Consider the following 15,561-nt stretch of genomic DNA (forward strand, 5'->3'; position numbering starts at 1 on the left):
GGGGCGGGAAACCCCCGCTCTGTTGACGGTTCGCCGCCCGGGGTCGGCGGCGTGCATGCGTACCGGAATCGGGCGGGTCGGGCGGGGGCCGCGGAGGACTGAGGTTTACGGGACGGGCCTCAGACGTCGGGGCTGCCCAGGAGGATCGCGCTCTTCACCCCACCGACCTGGTAGTTGAAACTCAGCGCGTAGTCGAAGTCGAGAGGGCGGGTGCGCGTGCCGGGAACGGGGTCGAAGGTGAGGTTGTCCGCCGGCTGCTCGCAGTTCGCGGTGGGACATACCTCGCCGCGCTCCATCATGAGAAGTGTCAGAGCGACGCCGAGACAGCCCGCGGGCGCGCCGTTGTGGCCGAAGCAGCCTTCCTGGGACGTCATCAGCAGGTCCTGCGCGGCAGATCCGTACAGTTCCTTGATCGCGTTCGCCTCGAAGGCGGTGACCACCACGTTGCCGTCGCTGCCGCCGTGGACGTAGGGCACCTGGCCGGTCTCCCAGCGGTCTTTGAGACATCGGCGGACGGCGCTCACCAGTTCGCGGCCCGTCTCATCGGACGCCAGAGGATTGGTCAGCCCGTCGCGGGTCGTGGCCTGGGCGAGCACCTGACCGTACAGGTGGGTCCCGCGCCGGGTGGCGTGCTCGCGGCTCTCCATGATGACGGTCACCGATCCCTCGCCGTGGTTGATGCAGTCGGCACGCCGGTCGTAGGGGCGCATGAGGGAGTCGAAGGACGGCAGAAGCGCGGGCATGTCGTTGGACCGGATGATTTCGTACGTCTTCTGCGCGCCCTGCAGCAGGCGCTGGATGTTGCGGATCAGCTTGACGCTGAAGACGTCGACGCCGGTCACGACGGCGATGTCGACCTCTCCGTCGGCGATCAGGCGTCGGGCGTTGCCGATCTGCACCGCGGATGACGCGCAGCCGCACGACACCGTGAAGTTGGGGCCCTTCGAGCGGGACAGTGCGCCTTGGACCAGGGCGACGTCGGAGGGAGTGACGGCCTGTTCCGCCGCGACGAACAGTTCCATCGCCTCCGTCACGCGAATGGTCTCGGGGTCGGCTCGCAGTACGGCGAGGTAGCTGTCGATGTTCGCGTCGACGCCGCCGCGTCCGGCCAGGATCGCCGCATCGGCCAAGTCGCCGGAGAGGGGATCCAGTTCAGCATCCGAGCATGCCTCCGTCATGGACACCAGGCCGAACCGGTGCGCTGCGGTGTAGTGGCGTGCGAAGAACGGGGCGATATCGGGGAGGCGTTCGTCGAACATGGCGTCCGAGAGGTCTACGGAGCCGTAGTAGGCGTTGCTCTGCCTGAGGCAGGAGGCCCCTCGGGAGGCGATGTTCCACAGGTCGTCCGCTGTGAAGACGGGTCGCCCGTCACCGGGAAGGCAGAACCCGATACCGGTGACCATGGCATCCCGCGCGTGCCGACCACCTCCCGAGAGGGGGGCCGCCCCGCTCACGACACACCTACGGGCAACTGAGAATTCGTCATTTCGATCCCCTCCGGATCAGTTGGTAGCACCCGCACGTAAGCGGCTGTGTGCTGTTGAGGAAAAGATTCCGCAGCGGCCGGATTCGAGCAGGGCCCTATTCGGCAATGTATGTGCGGTAGATCCAGCGGTAGACGGGCAGCAGTTCGCCATCGAGTTCGGCATAGTGATCCGCGAACTCGAAATGCTCATAACCGTTCCAGCGGGGAACCGTCACTCTTGTTTCACTTTCCAGTGATTTCACTTCCCAGGTCGACGGTGAGCCCTCCGGCCCCCCGCTGAGCATTACTCGAATCGATTGAGACATAGCGCTCTCCAGTCGGGAGGATCAGCGCTGAGTGATCAGCGGAGGCGTCGGCTCGATTGTTTTCCGCCACGCCGTCTTGAGTGCTGCCGAAAATGCATCCACCACAGAACAGTGAGTGTCACGAAGCCGCGCAACTGGCCCAGGCATCCCATGCGCGGCGCGTCATTCTCCGGCGTGCGAGAGCCGAACCGGAGGCGCCGCGGATGATATCGGCAGCCGGCCTCGCATACGGAACGGTGTGAACGCCACGGTGCCGCAGCCGACGGTGTGCGCCGTCGCGACCGTATCGACCAGCGCGGCCTCAGGGCGCAGCGCGGGGGTTCTGGCGCAGGCGGCCGTCGGGATCACGGCCGGTCCTGACGTCAGGAGACAGACCCGGATGACGGATTGAACAGCACAGGGAACTCGCATGGTGCCCCTTGACGAGGTGATGCGAGCTGCCTCTTCCTTGCCGAGGGGCGCTCATTGCGACGAACGATCTCGATGCTGCTCACAACTGGCTGGCCAGTTCTGCGGCGGATCGTCGGTTGCCGCGCTCCCCGGAAAGGAGGGCAGCCCACCGGTTGGATTCAAAACGGTTATCCCATGGAGCTGAATAATCTCGCAATGAGACCGCTGGCAGTTCACCCGTATGGCGTAGTGCACTCAACGGGGGCGCCTTCTTCTCGACGGGCTCTGCAAATCCGGCCCCGTCGGGGCACGAGGTCGGATTCGTGGCGATTTACCGTCGGATGGTTCACGGCCGGAAATGAATGGTGCACACCCGGAAATTATCCCGTAGTGGCCGGTCGCGGTGAAATGATCTTGGCGTGATTTCTGCTGTCGCACAGGCAGCGGCCGGCAGCTGGCCGCCATTCCCGGAGCAAATTTCGGACTGGGCCGATCGGGTGACTGATTGGCGCAGGGGTTGATGACAGTTCATTCATTGGGGTTACTGAAGTCGTTGAACCGGTGGGCCGCCCATCCCTCTCCGGGGAGCTCGGCAATTGGCCCGCCCGTTTCAGCCCTTCCTTCTGGCAGGGCTTCGGCGAGCAGAGCCACTGCACGGCTGCCCGGAGAGCCACCGGCCGGTGGGTGCTCCCGACATCGGCTGGTGAAGCGTCTCGCCGTGCTTGAGACCGGGCAGTGGTGCGCACGTCGCGGCTGATGCCCGTCGGCCCCCGGTCGCCGCCGGGTCCGCCCCCGTCCCGAGCGGACCCATCACCGCAAGCCACTGCCCGGTCGCCTTCCCCGGAACCGAGTGCCGTTCTTCCTCTCCCCCCTGACCCCTTCCCGGGCATGGGGGAAGCCCGCCGTCGCTCTCGGCCGGTCCCCGTGCGGACCGCAACGGTCCGCCTGTCGCAGGAGGACCCGCTCATGTCCACACTGACGACGTGCCGGACGTTCGCCCCGGCCCAGACGGTCTCTGTGACCCTGCTGCAGCCGCGTCCCGCGGACAAGCCGCGGCGGACCCGGGCGCCGTGTTGTGTTCACGGGGCCCGGCGGACGGGTTCGCGGTCTCGGACCGCAACCTGGAGGGATTTCACCCAGCCAGCGAGATCCGTGCCCAGAATGTGCGGCCGCCGTCGGTCTCTCGCCGCGTTCCCAGCGCCTGGGCGGACTGCGCGACCACCACCAGGCCCCGACCGTACTCGTTGGCGTCGCCGGCCCGGTGCGGGACGGACGATGTTCCTCCCTCGTCCTGGACTTCCACGAGAAGCCAGTCACCGTCCTTTTTCAGGCGGCCGGTGATCGAGCGGCTGTCGGTGTGGACGATGGCGTTGGTCATCAGCTCAGAGATCACAAGTAAGGCAGCACATCTGACACCTTCGTCCGTTATACCCGCAAAGTCCATCCACAGGCGGGCCAGTTGGCGACAGACCGGCACCGCTCGCTCCAGTGTCGGCACGCGGAACGCGGCCGGTCGCCCCGCAGGCCAGTCGTCGACCAGGGCCCGGGCTGACGCCGCATTCGGCCATTGTTCAATCTCCTGGGGGGACAGTGCGATCTGCGCCCCCGGCCAAGCAGTCGGCTGCATGGTTCTTCCTCTCTCGTTCTGGGCCTTGCTGAGGTGGCGGGGTGGCGGGTTTGCGCTTGCGGACACAACACGGCACAAGCCGCCGGCTGTGGATTGCCTGCCGTACCCGATGTGCCCGCCGGGCGGGGACAACCGCGCCGGGAGCCCGGCGGGCGGTTCAGTGACGGGAAGCGGGGCGCACCCGCCCGCCGTCGGCACGGCAGGCCGTACACGGGATGAGCCAGGCCGCCCGCAGTCCCGCATCCGCGGCGGTGCCGATCCCGGCCCGGATCGACTGCGACACCCGGTGGCGGTGCCCGGATCGGCGCCGTCGAGGCTGTCCGTGCCGCCCCTGGTAGCAGCACAGAAGTGAGATGAACGGCGATCCCGCCGAGAAGGACGGCACCGGGCGCCCTGATCCGCAGGAGCGGTCTCGGCCACCCAGACAGTGCCGGCGCCCGGTGGTGACACGGCCGTCCAGCCGGGACCGGCGCCCCGAACACCAGTCACCGAACGGGGTCCGCACGATTACCGCCGCCGGCATGGAAGGCGATTCGGTGCCGTGGGAGGCAGGAAACTCCGCGCTCCGGCAAAGCCCCCGCACGCGGCGCGACGATGAGCAAATCGGCTGAGAACAGGGCGAGAGCGACAAGGTATCCCCCACCGACTGGCGTTTCGCCGCGCCGACCGGAGCGGTCCCACCGCAGAACTCAGCAGTCCGGTGCCGAGCGTCGGACGCAGGAACAACCGTCGGAGAAGCGCTCATGGTGCCCCCCAAAGAGGTCACATGGGTCGCCGCGCCAGTCGGCACCGGCTACTGGCACCGACTGGCGGATCCAAACCCCTCCCACGGGGGTGCCCATTGCGGCAGTCCCACCCGGCAGATCCCCAGGCTTTCACCTCACCTGGATAGCTGCGAGAGAAATGAGCAGCCGCTCCCCCGGAGAGGGTGGGCGGCCCACCGGTTTGGATAGTGACAGTTATCCTCTCGGCCGCATATGACAGCAACAAAGCCGACAGGATGTCACCCGGATGGCGTAGTTGTGTCAATACCCTCACCCCCGCACCGGACCGATCGAAGACTCCCCGGGCAGGGCCGTCATCAAGCATCCGGATGAAGTGGTTCATGCACGTGGGAAGCCCGCGATGCCATGGAATCGACGCCACACGGCGCGACGGTTCTTCCTGGCGAATCGCTTCTCCTGACTCCCTTTCACAACCGTCCGCCACGGCTGTTCCTGGCGTGATCCGTTCGGTCTGATCACGTGGGAGAATTCGATGGCCGGTAACGCCCCCATGACAGAGTCATAAGGCGTTACAACATCACGACCCTCTCACCCTGTGGGGTTGTGCACTTCGACACCGTGACCGGCACCCGTGACTCGCTCGGAAACCGCACCGCCACAGGCCGGATCACCCCAGGCACCACGGATCACCAGGCCCACGGACGGCGTGATACAGACCCGTCAACTGCCGTGACCAGTCATATCGGCGCGTTTCGCACAGTCGGCCACCGACCCCCACCACGGCATCACAGTGATCGTTTGACGCCGAGTCACGGAATGGTGCAGCCTCGGTGCTGCAGCAGATGAAGTCGCATACCGGCAAAGGACCCGACCACGGAACCGACGCCCGAGCGAAAGGCTTCCTGCGGCATCTCACGTCGGGTGAGTGAGATCAGGCGATGCTCACCAGCCACATCTGTATAACAACCAGCCATTTCCACGCTGCACCACCCGGCGCACTACCCGGCGCACCGCCTGGATCCCCGGAGAGCACATTTATGCGGAAAGTAAAATTTCTTCCACATATAAGGTGATCGAGCTTGGACCTTACAGATGAAACAAGAGATGACTCCTTGTCACCACCGCATCGATTCAGCCAGATAGTTCCCCGGTTGAATACTTCCCTCGCAGCCGGACGAACGTGAGGAAAACAAGCGCGGGGCGAACCTCGTGCAGGCCCCAGGCGCTCCGGTCCATCTGCACTCCACCAATTTGGAATTTGAGTCGCTTCAGTCGCTGGAAGGAGTGCACATGGTTCCTGAACCGCACCTGTGTGACAGCGACTCAGGCCGGGCCGTAGCGTCCCGGCCGACAGCGTCGCTGCCTGACGTCCCGTCGATCTCGCTGGTGCGCCCGCTGGCGCCGGCCGGTGCAGCCGCCGACTGTCCGTCGCAGGACACCTCCACCCCTTGCCACGATCGCCAAAGAATCTGGCCACAGCTGCCGCCGGTGTCACTGCTCCCAAGCCGCGGGGCCGATGCCGGTGCATCCGGGCAGGGTGGGCACAACAGCTCGGATCCGGGGCCGGTATCGCGCGCAAAGGTGCTGGTCTCGTCGTCATCGAGGCCGATGCCCACGGGGCACCGCCGTCCGAGCGGGACCTGCTGCTGCCCGGCATCGCGACTCCCCCGCCGGTCTCACCGCACGGGTGGGCCTGGCGCCGGCCCGCCCGTGGATGTACGCGCCCACGGCGGTTGCACCCTCGCGCCCGGGACAAGGACAGCCGCCAGAACATACCGAGGGCTCTCCCCTCGGTACACCCGCCCGGCGCCACCGCCGCACAAGCTCGCGTCAAAACTCGCCCGGACCGGCCACCGGCCGGTGCCGCCTGCCCGGCAGGACCGCGCCAGACCTGTGCCGCACCCTGCCCGGGAAGCCGTCCCGGCCACAGGTGGTGGCTCCCGCCTCGCGAAAGCGGATCCGGCCACCGCCTCGGCCCCGGTCCTCGCCTGCACTGCTGCGGCAGAAGAGGAAACTCCGGTGCCAGGCCCGACCCGGCCGCTCACACCGCGGGCTACCACGGGCCATCCGGCGACGCGGGGCGCAAGAGCGGCCCTTCTGGCGGCCGCGGTTCACAAGCATCCCGGGCCAGGAACGCCGAACACCGCACATCATCCGGCCCAAGATACCTGCGGGCAGCCGCCATCCCTCGATCCGGGAGACAGTAGGTGAATCACGCACCGAGCCACGACAACGGGCCGTTCCACCCTCAACAGGTCGCACGCCGGATTCAGCCCGGCTCTCCCGTCGGCACCGTCCCGGCACAGGTCTCCAGGGCAGCTGCGCCGACGGCGATGCGGGCAACCGAGCACGGTCTGCTGCCCGATACCCTCAGCGACCGTGGCAACGCCAAGCTGTTCGTCACCCTGTACGGGCGGGACTTCAGGCACGTGCCGGGCCTGGGCTGGCACCGGTGGTCCGGCTACCGGTGGGAGATCGACCAGGCCGACACCGTACTGTGGGCGGCCGGCGAGATGGCCGAGAGACTGGCAGAGACCGACCCGCACGGACGGCACGGCACGGCGGAACTGCGTCGGCACCGCCGACGGGCTCTGGCGACATCCGGAATGACGGCCATGCTGATACAGGCCAAGGCCGCACCGGGGATGGCTCTCAACGCTTCACTGCTGAACGCCGATCCCTATGCACTGTGCACACCGGACGGAGTGGTCGACCTCCACACCGGTCTGATCGCCGCGCCGGATCCGGAGAAGCACTGCCACTCACGTGCCACGACACTCGGAGCCCGGCCGATGAAAACACCCCGCTGGCAGCGGTTCCTCACCGACACATTCGGCGACGACGCCGACGGCCGTCGGATGATCGGCTTCCTGCACGAACTGCTGGGCTACTCGATCACCGGGGATGTCGGCGCCCAGATCATGCCGTTCCTCTACGGACAGGGGAGAAACGGCAAGAGCGTTCTTCTGGACGTCATTGTCAGACTCCTCGGAGACTACGCGGATGCCGCGCCGCCCGGCTTCCTGATGGCCCGGTCTTTCGAAACGCACCCCACCGATCTCGCCGAGCTGCACGGCCGACGCATCATCGTCTGTTCCGAACTCAAGCCCGGCGACCGCTTCGACGAGTCCCGCGTCAAGTTGCTGACCGGCGGAGACCGGATCAAGGCCCGCAGAATGCGACAGGACTTCTTCAGTTTCACCCCCACCCACACACTGTGGCTGCTCGGCAACCAACGCCCCGAAGCCGGCACCGGTGACTACGCGTTCTGGCGCCGGATGAGACTCATCCCGTTCGAGCGGACCGTCACCGACGACCGGAAGGTCGACAACCTCGCCGACGCCCTGGTCACCGAAGAAGGCCCCGGCATCCTGCACTGGCTCGTCACCGGCGCACGCCGCTATTTGAGCGGCCCCCGCGACCTGACCGGCCCCCCGCAGGTACGCACTGCCACCCACACATACGCCGAAACCGAAGACCACACCGGCCGGTTCCTGAACAAGTGCTGCACCATGGACCCCGCCATGCGCGCGGAACAGACCCAGCTCTACACCAGCTACCGCAACTGGTGCCGGCTCGAAGGCGCCAACCCGATCTCCTCACGAGCGTTCGCCGCACGCGTACGTGAAACCATCGGCATCACCACACCCAAAAATATGCTCCTGTCCAACCAACGCAAGTTCTACCCCGGAATCGCACTGAACCCCGAACCAGGAATGCAAACATGAACACCCTCAACAAACCCGGTGCGGCGGTGCGGGATGTCGGGACGGTTGAAATAACTGGTCAGCCGGGGTTGGACAGGCAGAGCTTCGGCGTAGTCGGCGGTCGATCACATGGGTGATCACGTGGCCCAGGGCCGTCGGCCCGGACGCGGCCAGAGCGTCGACCAGCCTGGAGACGGTCGGGTCGGATGTCACCGGGCCAGACACACCCGGCTCGGCCCGCAGCATGCCGACTTCGCCGGACAAGCTCTGCCAATTGCGACGGCCAGGGCCGCATCCAGCAAGATCTTGCCCGGATCGTGCACGCCCGCGGCTTGGCCACGGCGCCAACGCCGTTGATATCGCGCTGTCCAGACCGGACTCGCGGACCCCACTTCTCACGTTTTTGATCAAGCCTCGGACACCCTGCCTCGTGAAAGCGCGAGGCTAGTTCGTCTTGGGGTGCGGGTTGCCGAGGTAGGGAAACTCGTTCAGAAGGTCGGTGTGTGGCTCAAGCCCGGTGGGAGGGATGTCGCCTTTCGAGAGGAATGAGAGCCGATGGTTGATGACGTCGTCGGTGAAGATGCGGCCGTTGGGGTACCGCGCGGCCTTCGAGGGGTCGAAGACCAGCATGTCAGGCAAGATGGCGTCGGCGTCGATCGCCGCGATCGCCTCTTCTCGTGTGTAGTTCCCGGTGTGCCCCATGAGGTGAACGAACTGATCGGTCCAACGCTCACGATCGTTCACCGGCTCACTGGCGTTGTACTCCTCCTTCGTCTCGTCGGTATTGAAGAAGCTGCTGACTGAAGGGTGGCCCGCACGGTCGGCATGGACGAGCTGGCTGCCTTCCCGCACACTGCAACGGCCCCAGATGCGAATCTCGGGGTCAGCCCCGAGCTCACTCGTCGGCAGTTCCACAACCGTCGAGAACACGTTGGCTTCCGTGTTCGAGTCCACACCGGTCCAAGGCGACTTGCCACCGAGATGAGGTGCGGTGAAGTTCCTGCCGCCACTGGTGTCGAAAAGATTCTTGATCCCGTCGAAGTCGAAGAAGAAGGCGTCGCTACGACTACCGGCGAAGAACGTGTAGGGACCTGAGCTGACGCGGTTCCCCATCGTGCCGAACGACACCTCGGCGTCAGTGACAACCGTCTCCCCGACGGCTTCGGGCGAGCGGGCCTCATCGCCTTTTGCGATGAAGACACTGAATGTCTGACGGCCGTCTTGCGGCGGAGAGAAGACATAACTGATCGCCATGTCGGTGAGACAGTCCCCGTCATTGTCGATGTTGAGACGATAGATGGCATCAGGGTGCAAAGCATCGGCATTCGGGTTCGCGTTGAGGATGAGCACCGTCCTCGTCGGGTCGGTGGGGGACTGAAACGCATAAAGGTCACAGAGGTCGAGCCTTTGGTCCCCAAGCGGTGCGCCGAGGCTGAGACCGGTGAAGTGATTTGACATCCTGCATGTCCTTTCGCTGGTGATGGGTCAACTGCCAGGCGGGGCCAGGATCTGGAGGCTGGGGGAACGCGGGCGACCTACCCCTACCGAAATGGACTTTCGCTAATGATTGAGACACTGAATCACAAAAGCTGTCAAATATGTCAGATTCTTAGCTGGGGCCGGTCTGCGTGGCCGCTGCCCGGCAGCCCCGTCGACGCAACCCGAGTCGTGCCCACGCGACGCCTTCGGCCGATGGCTCGCCGCGTCACAGCACTGCCTCTACCTGCAGCGACTTCCCGTAAAGGAAGTTGGTCCGTTTGATGCCAAAGTCCAGAGCGATACCGCGCAGCTCCGACGGGTACCCCGGCTCTGCGGCACGGAACTTCCAGTCGCCCTGATATCGGCGTCGCAGGTGGAGGCCGGGAACACGATCTTGTCGACGTCAGCCGGAACGCGGCGAGGTTCACCTTGATCTCATCGCCGTCGCCCTCGCCCTCACCGGTGGGGGCTTCGCCGGTATGCTCGACCGACCCGTCGGTGCTCTTCGGGCCGTTGAAGACACGTTCATCGGAGGGCGTGCCCGGTCCAACCGGGGCTGGACACTCGGCCGGAACTTCGAGGGGCCGCAACACCATGTATCAGGTGAAGAAGCTGACGGCCGACCACTCCAGGATGTGAGTGCTGCGCCGGCGGCTTCTGAGCAGGCGATCAGGCAGCTTGGAGCGGAACAGCGGCGGGAGACGAACGCCGCTGTCCGGGACTCAGCCCAGCCGGGTCAGGTCCGGCCGCAGCCGCTTCCAGACCGGATGACGCAGACGGCCGGCGGCGGTCCACGCGAAGACGGCGACCTCCGCGACCAGCCGTGGTTGGACCCAGTGCGCGCCGGCCACCCGGACCGGGTCAGTGAACGGCGACTCGGTGCGAGCGATGACCGCCAGGTACGAGGCGAGTTCGCCGCGCTCACGTTCGGACATCCCCGATCCCACCGACCCTACGTACCGCAGACCGGCCGGCGCCTCCACGCCCACCAGGACCGCGCCCGGCATGCCCCGGGGCGCGCCGCGGCTCTGTGTCCAGCCGCCGATGACGACGTCCACGGTCTCCACCTTCTTGATCTTGCGCCAGTGAGGCGAACGGGCTCCCGGCATATACGGGGAGGAGAGTCTCTTGGCGACCAGCCCTTCCAGGCCCTCGCGCACAACGGCGTCCCATGCCTGGGCACCGTGCCCGTGAAGGGATGCGGGCGTCGACCAGTGCGGACCGGCCACTGCCAGGCCGGACAGGATCTGGCGACGCTCGCGGTATGAGGATTCGAGCAGCAGGCGGCCGTCAAGGAACATGACATCGAAGACCAGCAGATGAATGGGGATCTCCCGTGCCAGATAGGTGGCACGGCGCGCGTTCACCACACCCATCCGGCGCTGGAGCAGCCCGAAATCCGGCCGCCCTGCCGGTTCCAGGGCTACGACCTCGCCGTCGAGGACGACGCCGCTCCCACGCAGGACTTCTCCCATCGCCTGTAGCTCGGGGTACGTAGAGGTGACGTCACTGCCTGCCCGGGAGGCCAGGCGGACCGCGCCGTCGCCCTCAGTCGTCAGGACACACCGCACACCGTCCCATTTGACCTCGAACGCCCAGTCTTCATCGCGCGCGGGCAGCGGCCCCGGCACGGCCAGCATCGGCGCGATATACGGCGGGGCGAACCGGGTGCGCCTGGAATTCGAAGCCATACTTTCGATGATTGAGCGACGGACAGGTCTTCGCAGTCCAACCACAGACGACACTCGCCCGTTTGTGCGATCGAGTGCTTGCCCGTCGGCTAAGGCATGGGGGCGAGGTTGCCTTCGAGGACGGTCTGGATGATCTGAGGCCGGTCCCAGAGGGCCAGGAGTTCGTTGGCGATGGCCACGATGGGCAGGGGGTCCTGGTTGCCGTGCACCTTGATGGCGGCGGCCGACAGGCTGCGCGGGACGGCTCCCGCGTCGAGGAGGACGCGCCATTCCTTTGGGCCGAGTTCCAGGAACTCCAGTGTGGTGAGCTCGGCGATCTCCAGAGGATCGGCGAGCGTGTCGGGGTAGGCGGTAAGGGTCCGCAGGCGGGGCAGCTCGGTGACCGGGGCAAGGCTGAGTGGCTCAGCGTCCCGTACGCCGATGGACAGGACCTCCAAGCCGGGGTGTGCGGCGGCCTCGATGCTTGGCAGGCTTCGGATATTGACGTGGGCCACGGCCGGCGGCTGGTCTCCGCCCGAGCCGCCACGTCGCTTGCTGCGCTGGTTCATCACCAGGTCGGTGAGCGAGTCGGCGACCAGGGAGGCGCCGATGTTCTCCTCGTGGCTGAGGATGATGATCTGCCCGGCGTGTCCGCGCGGGCCGGGTGTCAGATCGACCGCCAGCCGGTCGCCACCGCCGTTGTCCCCGAAGGCGATCCAGCCGGGTGAGCCAACCAGGCCCTGCACCGCGGCGTCGGGCGGGGTGACGACCGCTTCCATCGCCGCGAACTCCCAACGACAGTGGCGGGACGACGCGTCGGCGATGTACAGGTCGTCCAACGCGAAGAGCTCGCAGCCGACCGCCATGCATTCACGTGCCACTGCCTCGTAGTCGTCGCCCCAGTCCTCCCACTGTGACCGTGTCACCCGGTAGAGCGCTTTGAGCTCCTCGGGCAGGGTGACGCCGAGGCGCGCTTCCGCAGCGGCGATCTCCACCTCCGTCGCGCCTATGGCATCGGGCAACCGCTCACGGAGCGTCCGCTCCAGCAACGCCGGATCCGCCGAAGGGGCCGGCACCACCCCGGGTACCGGGTCGGGAAGACAGTGCCAGGGCTGGGGAATGGCGCCCTCAACCAGGATGAGCGCCCCCGGGTGCGGGGTGCCGATGCCGGGCTCCACGGCGGGGCTGGGCCCGAGCAGGCGGAGCACGGCCTTCCCGACCGGCGATATCTCCGCTGTGAACGAGATGTCGTCGACACCGGCGTCCGCGAGCGCGTGATGCACCCGCTCCACCGCCTCCATCTCGTCCCGCATGTCCTCGACCTGGGCGGCCCGACCGGGCGGGGGAAGCCGTCGCCGCAGGGGCAGACTCCAGCCCCGTCGGCCGATGCGTCCCGCCACGCGGATGGGCGCGGCAGCCTGCTCCTTCGCCTCGCTGTCCCGCAGAAGCCGCAGCACGGGCTCCCAGGTCGCGAAGTCGTGCACCGAGGGCAAGGGAGAATTTTGATCAACCATGCGCAGACCGTACGCGGGGCCACTGACATTGATACTCGTACGCGGGTTCCGGTGGTCGTGGCTCTGCCTCTGACTGACGCCCTGCTGGACATGCTGGCAGGCCGGTTCACGTTCTTCGGCTCGGACGGCCGGCAGATGCTGTGCCACCTGGGCCCGGGCCCCGGGCCCCGAAGGCAAGCTGGTCGAGGGCGCCAGACGCGTCAACTGGGTGCGGTACACCAACGTGCCCGAGCGCGACCTGCCGAAGGGCTGCTCGCGAGCCGGTCCGGAAAGCGGTTCACGACCTTTCTGCCGCCCCGGGAGATGCTGCCGGACACTTCGGCGGCGCCGGCCACCACGGCGGACGCATCGCTTCCGCCGCAGTTCGCGGAGCTTGTACGGCGCTGCCATCTTCTCGGCCGTGAACGACCGGGCTTGTTGGCTCAGATCATCTACACCGATTCGCGCTCCCGACTGCCCCTACGGCAGGGCGGTCACGGGTCGCATCTCCCCGCTCTTGATGAGGGCGAGCGGTGCGCCTCGGCAGCTTCCTGCGAAGTAGATGGGGGACCAGAAGTGGTCACCCCACAGGTACTTGCGGATGTGGCCGGGGAACTCCTGGCGGAGGTATCGGGCGGACACGCCCTTGAGGCTGCCGACCAACCGGCACGGGGCCACCTTGGGCGGGTAGTGCACGAGCAGGTGCACATGGTCGGTCTCGCCGTTGAACTCGCGGAGCTCGGCGCCGAAGTCCGTGCAGACCTCCCGCGTGATCTCCTCACGAGAACCAGGAACGCCCGCTCCTGAGCGGGGCAGCATTCCGGAGCGATGCGGCGCTCCGCACCGCCCTACTAGGATGCGATTCCTTCCGGGCGTGAACGCCGGGGGTTCCTCGCAAGAACCGGCTGAAGAGTCGAAGGAAGGTGCATGTATATGACCGCGGAGCAGGCGCTTGCCGCCGCCTGGGCGTTCCTTCGGGACAGGTACGGCGACGGGCCGCCGACGATCGTGATCGGGCCGGACGCGGCGACGGAGTACCGCCTGGCGTGGACTGTCTGGTTCGACTCGCAGGAGCACATCGACACGGGAGATTTCACCCAGGCGCCCATGGTTCGGGAGCTCGTGGTGTTCAAGGACGGTTCACTGATCGACTTCACGCCGAGCGCTCTGACCACCGAGGAGGGCCGGGCGTGGTGTGACGACGGGGCCTGGCCGGAGCGGCTGAACCAGCTGACCGACCCGCGCGCCTTCGGCACCATCTGGACCCGGCAGCCCCCGTCATGGGGCAGGTGAGCGCTGCCACGCCAGGCGAGGCCGGCCAATCACTCCGATGCACGCGCCTTTCACCCGGTTGGGGGGTACTGCCGGGCCCGGCGGCGCCACTGCGTGAACGCTGAGGTGCTGTTGGCATCGAGGAAAGCGAGAACAGCATGACCTCATCGGCGATCTCCGGCATATCGCGAGCGCACGTCACCGTGGCCGGATGTGCCCTGGTCCTGTGCACGACGACCGCAGTCCCGGCTTTCGCGGACGGCGACATTTCCGGCGCGAAACCCACGGTGGTTCTGGTACACGGTGCTTTCGCCGACAATTCCAGCTGGGACGGGGTGATTTCGCGCCTTGAGCGCAGCGGCTACCCGGTGATCGCACCCTCCAACCCGCTGCGCGGACTGTACAACGACTCCACCTACATCGCCTCGGTACTGGACAGCATCCAGGGCCCCGTCGTGCTGGTGGGCCACTCCTACGGCGGCGCCGTAATCAGCTCGGCCGCGGCCGGAAACCCCAAGGTGAAGTCGCTCGTGTACGTGTCGGCTCTGATGCCCGACGTGGGCGAGAGCGGCATGTCGCTGGCCGCGCGGTTCCCCAGTGAACTGGGCACCGCCACCAAGTCCGTCCCGTTCCGGGAGAGCGGTCGCAGTGGGACCGACCTGTACCTCGAGCGCAACAAGGTCCACCAGGTCTTCGCGGCAGACCTGCCGGAGAGCGAGGCGAATCTGCTGGGGGTCACCCAGCGGCCCGTCGCCACGACCGCCTTCTCGGAGAAGGCCAAGGTCGCGGCCTGGAAGCAGATACCGTCCTGGGCGCTGGTAGGCCGGCAGGACAAGACCATCAACCCGGATCAGGAACGCTTCCAGGCAAAACGGGCCGGCTCGCACACGGTGGAGATCAACTCTTCACATGTGTCCCTGATCGCCCACCCCGAGGCGGTCGCCGACCTGATCCTCCAGGCGGCTGCAGCTCCCGGCTCACCCCGGCCGTCCCTGGCAGCCAGCGGATCCGCGAATGACGCACATGCCATGACCGTCCTCGCTCGGTTCGCCGGGGCGTCCCTCATCGTCGGTGCGGGAGCTGTTCTTCTCGGCCACCGACTGCGACGCGCCCGCCGCTGACGGCGGACAGGCTCGACCCACAGCCCCCTTGTGCGTTGTTCAGCAGCGCCTCGGTTCCATGGAAGCGTGAAGGAGGCCGGTCGGCGAGGACGGGCGTTTCCCCTTGATCGTGGACACCCTGATCATTGGATCGTGTAGATCCATAGGACAGGAGTTCCCGTTGGGGACATCGAAGTACTCGCCTGAGTTCCGGGCCGATGCCGTCGCGCTGTACCACGCCAGTCCGGGTGGGACGTATGCGTCGGTGGCCAAGGACGTGGGCGTCAACCACGAGACGCTGCGCACG

Annotated in this window: 10 protein-coding genes and 4 pseudogenes; 5 read left to right on the plus strand and 9 right to left on the minus strand. The window is 66.7% G+C overall.

The genetic code is table 11. The features are described from left to right. Positions 1-119: 119 nt before the first annotated feature. The 3 genes from ACFVYE_RS18085 to ACFVYE_RS18095 all read right to left on the minus strand — a co-directional run bounded on the left by ACFVYE_RS18085 (position 120) and on the right by ACFVYE_RS18095 (position 3,808). A complete protein-coding gene (locus tag ACFVYE_RS18085) occupies positions 120-1,403 on the minus strand; it encodes a beta-ketoacyl synthase N-terminal-like domain-containing protein (RefSeq protein WP_383958943.1) in 1,284 nt (427 codons plus the stop codon). A gap of 178 nt (positions 1,404-1,581) precedes the next feature. Then, positions 1,582-1,791 (minus strand): DUF5988 family protein, encoded by a 210-nt coding sequence (locus ACFVYE_RS18090; RefSeq protein WP_383958941.1) that lies wholly within the window; start codon positions 1,789-1,791, stop codon positions 1,582-1,584. A gap of 1,522 nt (positions 1,792-3,313) precedes the next feature. After that, positions 3,314-3,808 carry an ATP-binding protein gene (locus tag ACFVYE_RS18095; RefSeq protein WP_389606303.1) on the minus strand — a complete coding sequence of 165 codons (495 nt, stop codon included), beginning with the start codon at positions 3,806-3,808 and terminating at the stop codon, positions 3,314-3,316. Positions 3,809-6,866: 3,058 nt separating this feature from the next. Between ACFVYE_RS18095 and ACFVYE_RS18100 the strand changes: the two genes are divergently transcribed. Then, positions 6,867-8,261 (plus strand): phage/plasmid primase, P4 family, encoded by a 1,395-nt coding sequence (locus ACFVYE_RS18100; protein WP_383959022.1) that lies wholly within the window; start codon positions 6,867-6,869, stop codon positions 8,259-8,261. 126 nt (positions 8,262-8,387) lie between these two features. Here ACFVYE_RS18100 and ACFVYE_RS18105 read toward each other — a convergent pair. The 5 genes and pseudogenes from ACFVYE_RS18105 to ACFVYE_RS18125 all read right to left on the minus strand — a co-directional run. Then, positions 8,388-8,624 (minus strand): annotated as a pseudogene (locus ACFVYE_RS18105) (IS1380 family transposase); the annotation flags it as partial. A gap of 60 nt (positions 8,625-8,684) precedes the next feature. Further along, on the minus strand, positions 8,685-9,698 hold the full coding sequence (locus ACFVYE_RS18110; protein WP_389606305.1) for a DUF4331 family protein: 1,014 nt from the start codon (positions 9,696-9,698) through the stop codon (positions 8,685-8,687). A 247-nt stretch (positions 9,699-9,945) separates the two neighbouring features. After that, positions 9,946-10,237, minus strand: a pseudogene (locus ACFVYE_RS18115) (TerD family protein); the annotation flags it as partial. A 204-nt stretch (positions 10,238-10,441) separates the two neighbouring features. Next, positions 10,442-11,410, minus strand: a complete 969-nt coding sequence (gene ligD, locus ACFVYE_RS18120; protein WP_383958935.1) for a non-homologous end-joining DNA ligase — start codon at positions 11,408-11,410, stop codon at positions 10,442-10,444. Positions 11,411-11,499: 89 nt separating this feature from the next. Further along, entirely contained in the window at positions 11,500-12,903 is a 1,404-nt protein-coding gene (locus tag ACFVYE_RS18125; protein ID WP_383958933.1) for an SMI1/KNR4 family protein, read from the minus strand. Between the two features lie 57 nt (positions 12,904-12,960). On the opposite strand from ACFVYE_RS18125, the pseudogene ACFVYE_RS18130 reads away from it, so the two are divergent. Continuing rightward, positions 12,961-13,275: pseudogene (locus ACFVYE_RS18130) on the plus strand (hypothetical protein); the annotation flags it as partial. An 87-nt stretch (positions 13,276-13,362) separates the two neighbouring features. Here ACFVYE_RS18130 and tnpA read toward each other — a convergent pair. Continuing rightward, positions 13,363-13,662: pseudogene (gene tnpA / locus ACFVYE_RS18135) on the minus strand (IS200/IS605 family transposase); the annotation flags it as partial. A gap of 153 nt (positions 13,663-13,815) precedes the next feature. Between tnpA and ACFVYE_RS18140 the strand changes: the two are divergent. From ACFVYE_RS18140 to ACFVYE_RS18150, 3 genes are all read left to right on the plus strand, one after another. Further along, positions 13,816-14,175 carry a YrhB domain-containing protein gene (locus ACFVYE_RS18140; RefSeq protein ID WP_383958931.1) on the plus strand — a complete coding sequence of 120 codons (360 nt, stop codon included), beginning with the start codon at positions 13,816-13,818 and terminating at the stop codon, positions 14,173-14,175. A gap of 137 nt (positions 14,176-14,312) precedes the next feature. Then, on the plus strand, positions 14,313-15,275 hold the full coding sequence (locus ACFVYE_RS18145) for an alpha/beta fold hydrolase (protein WP_383958929.1): 963 nt from the start codon (positions 14,313-14,315) through the stop codon (positions 15,273-15,275). A gap of 109 nt (positions 15,276-15,384) precedes the next feature. Next, positions 15,385-15,561: transposase (locus tag ACFVYE_RS18150; RefSeq protein WP_389606314.1), on the plus strand; the 177-nt coding region annotated here is incomplete at its 3' end.

Origin of the sequence: Streptomyces sp. NPDC058239 (assembly GCF_042882185.1) — a bacterium.
Lineage (GTDB): Bacteria > Actinomycetota > Actinomycetes > Streptomycetales > Streptomycetaceae > Streptomyces.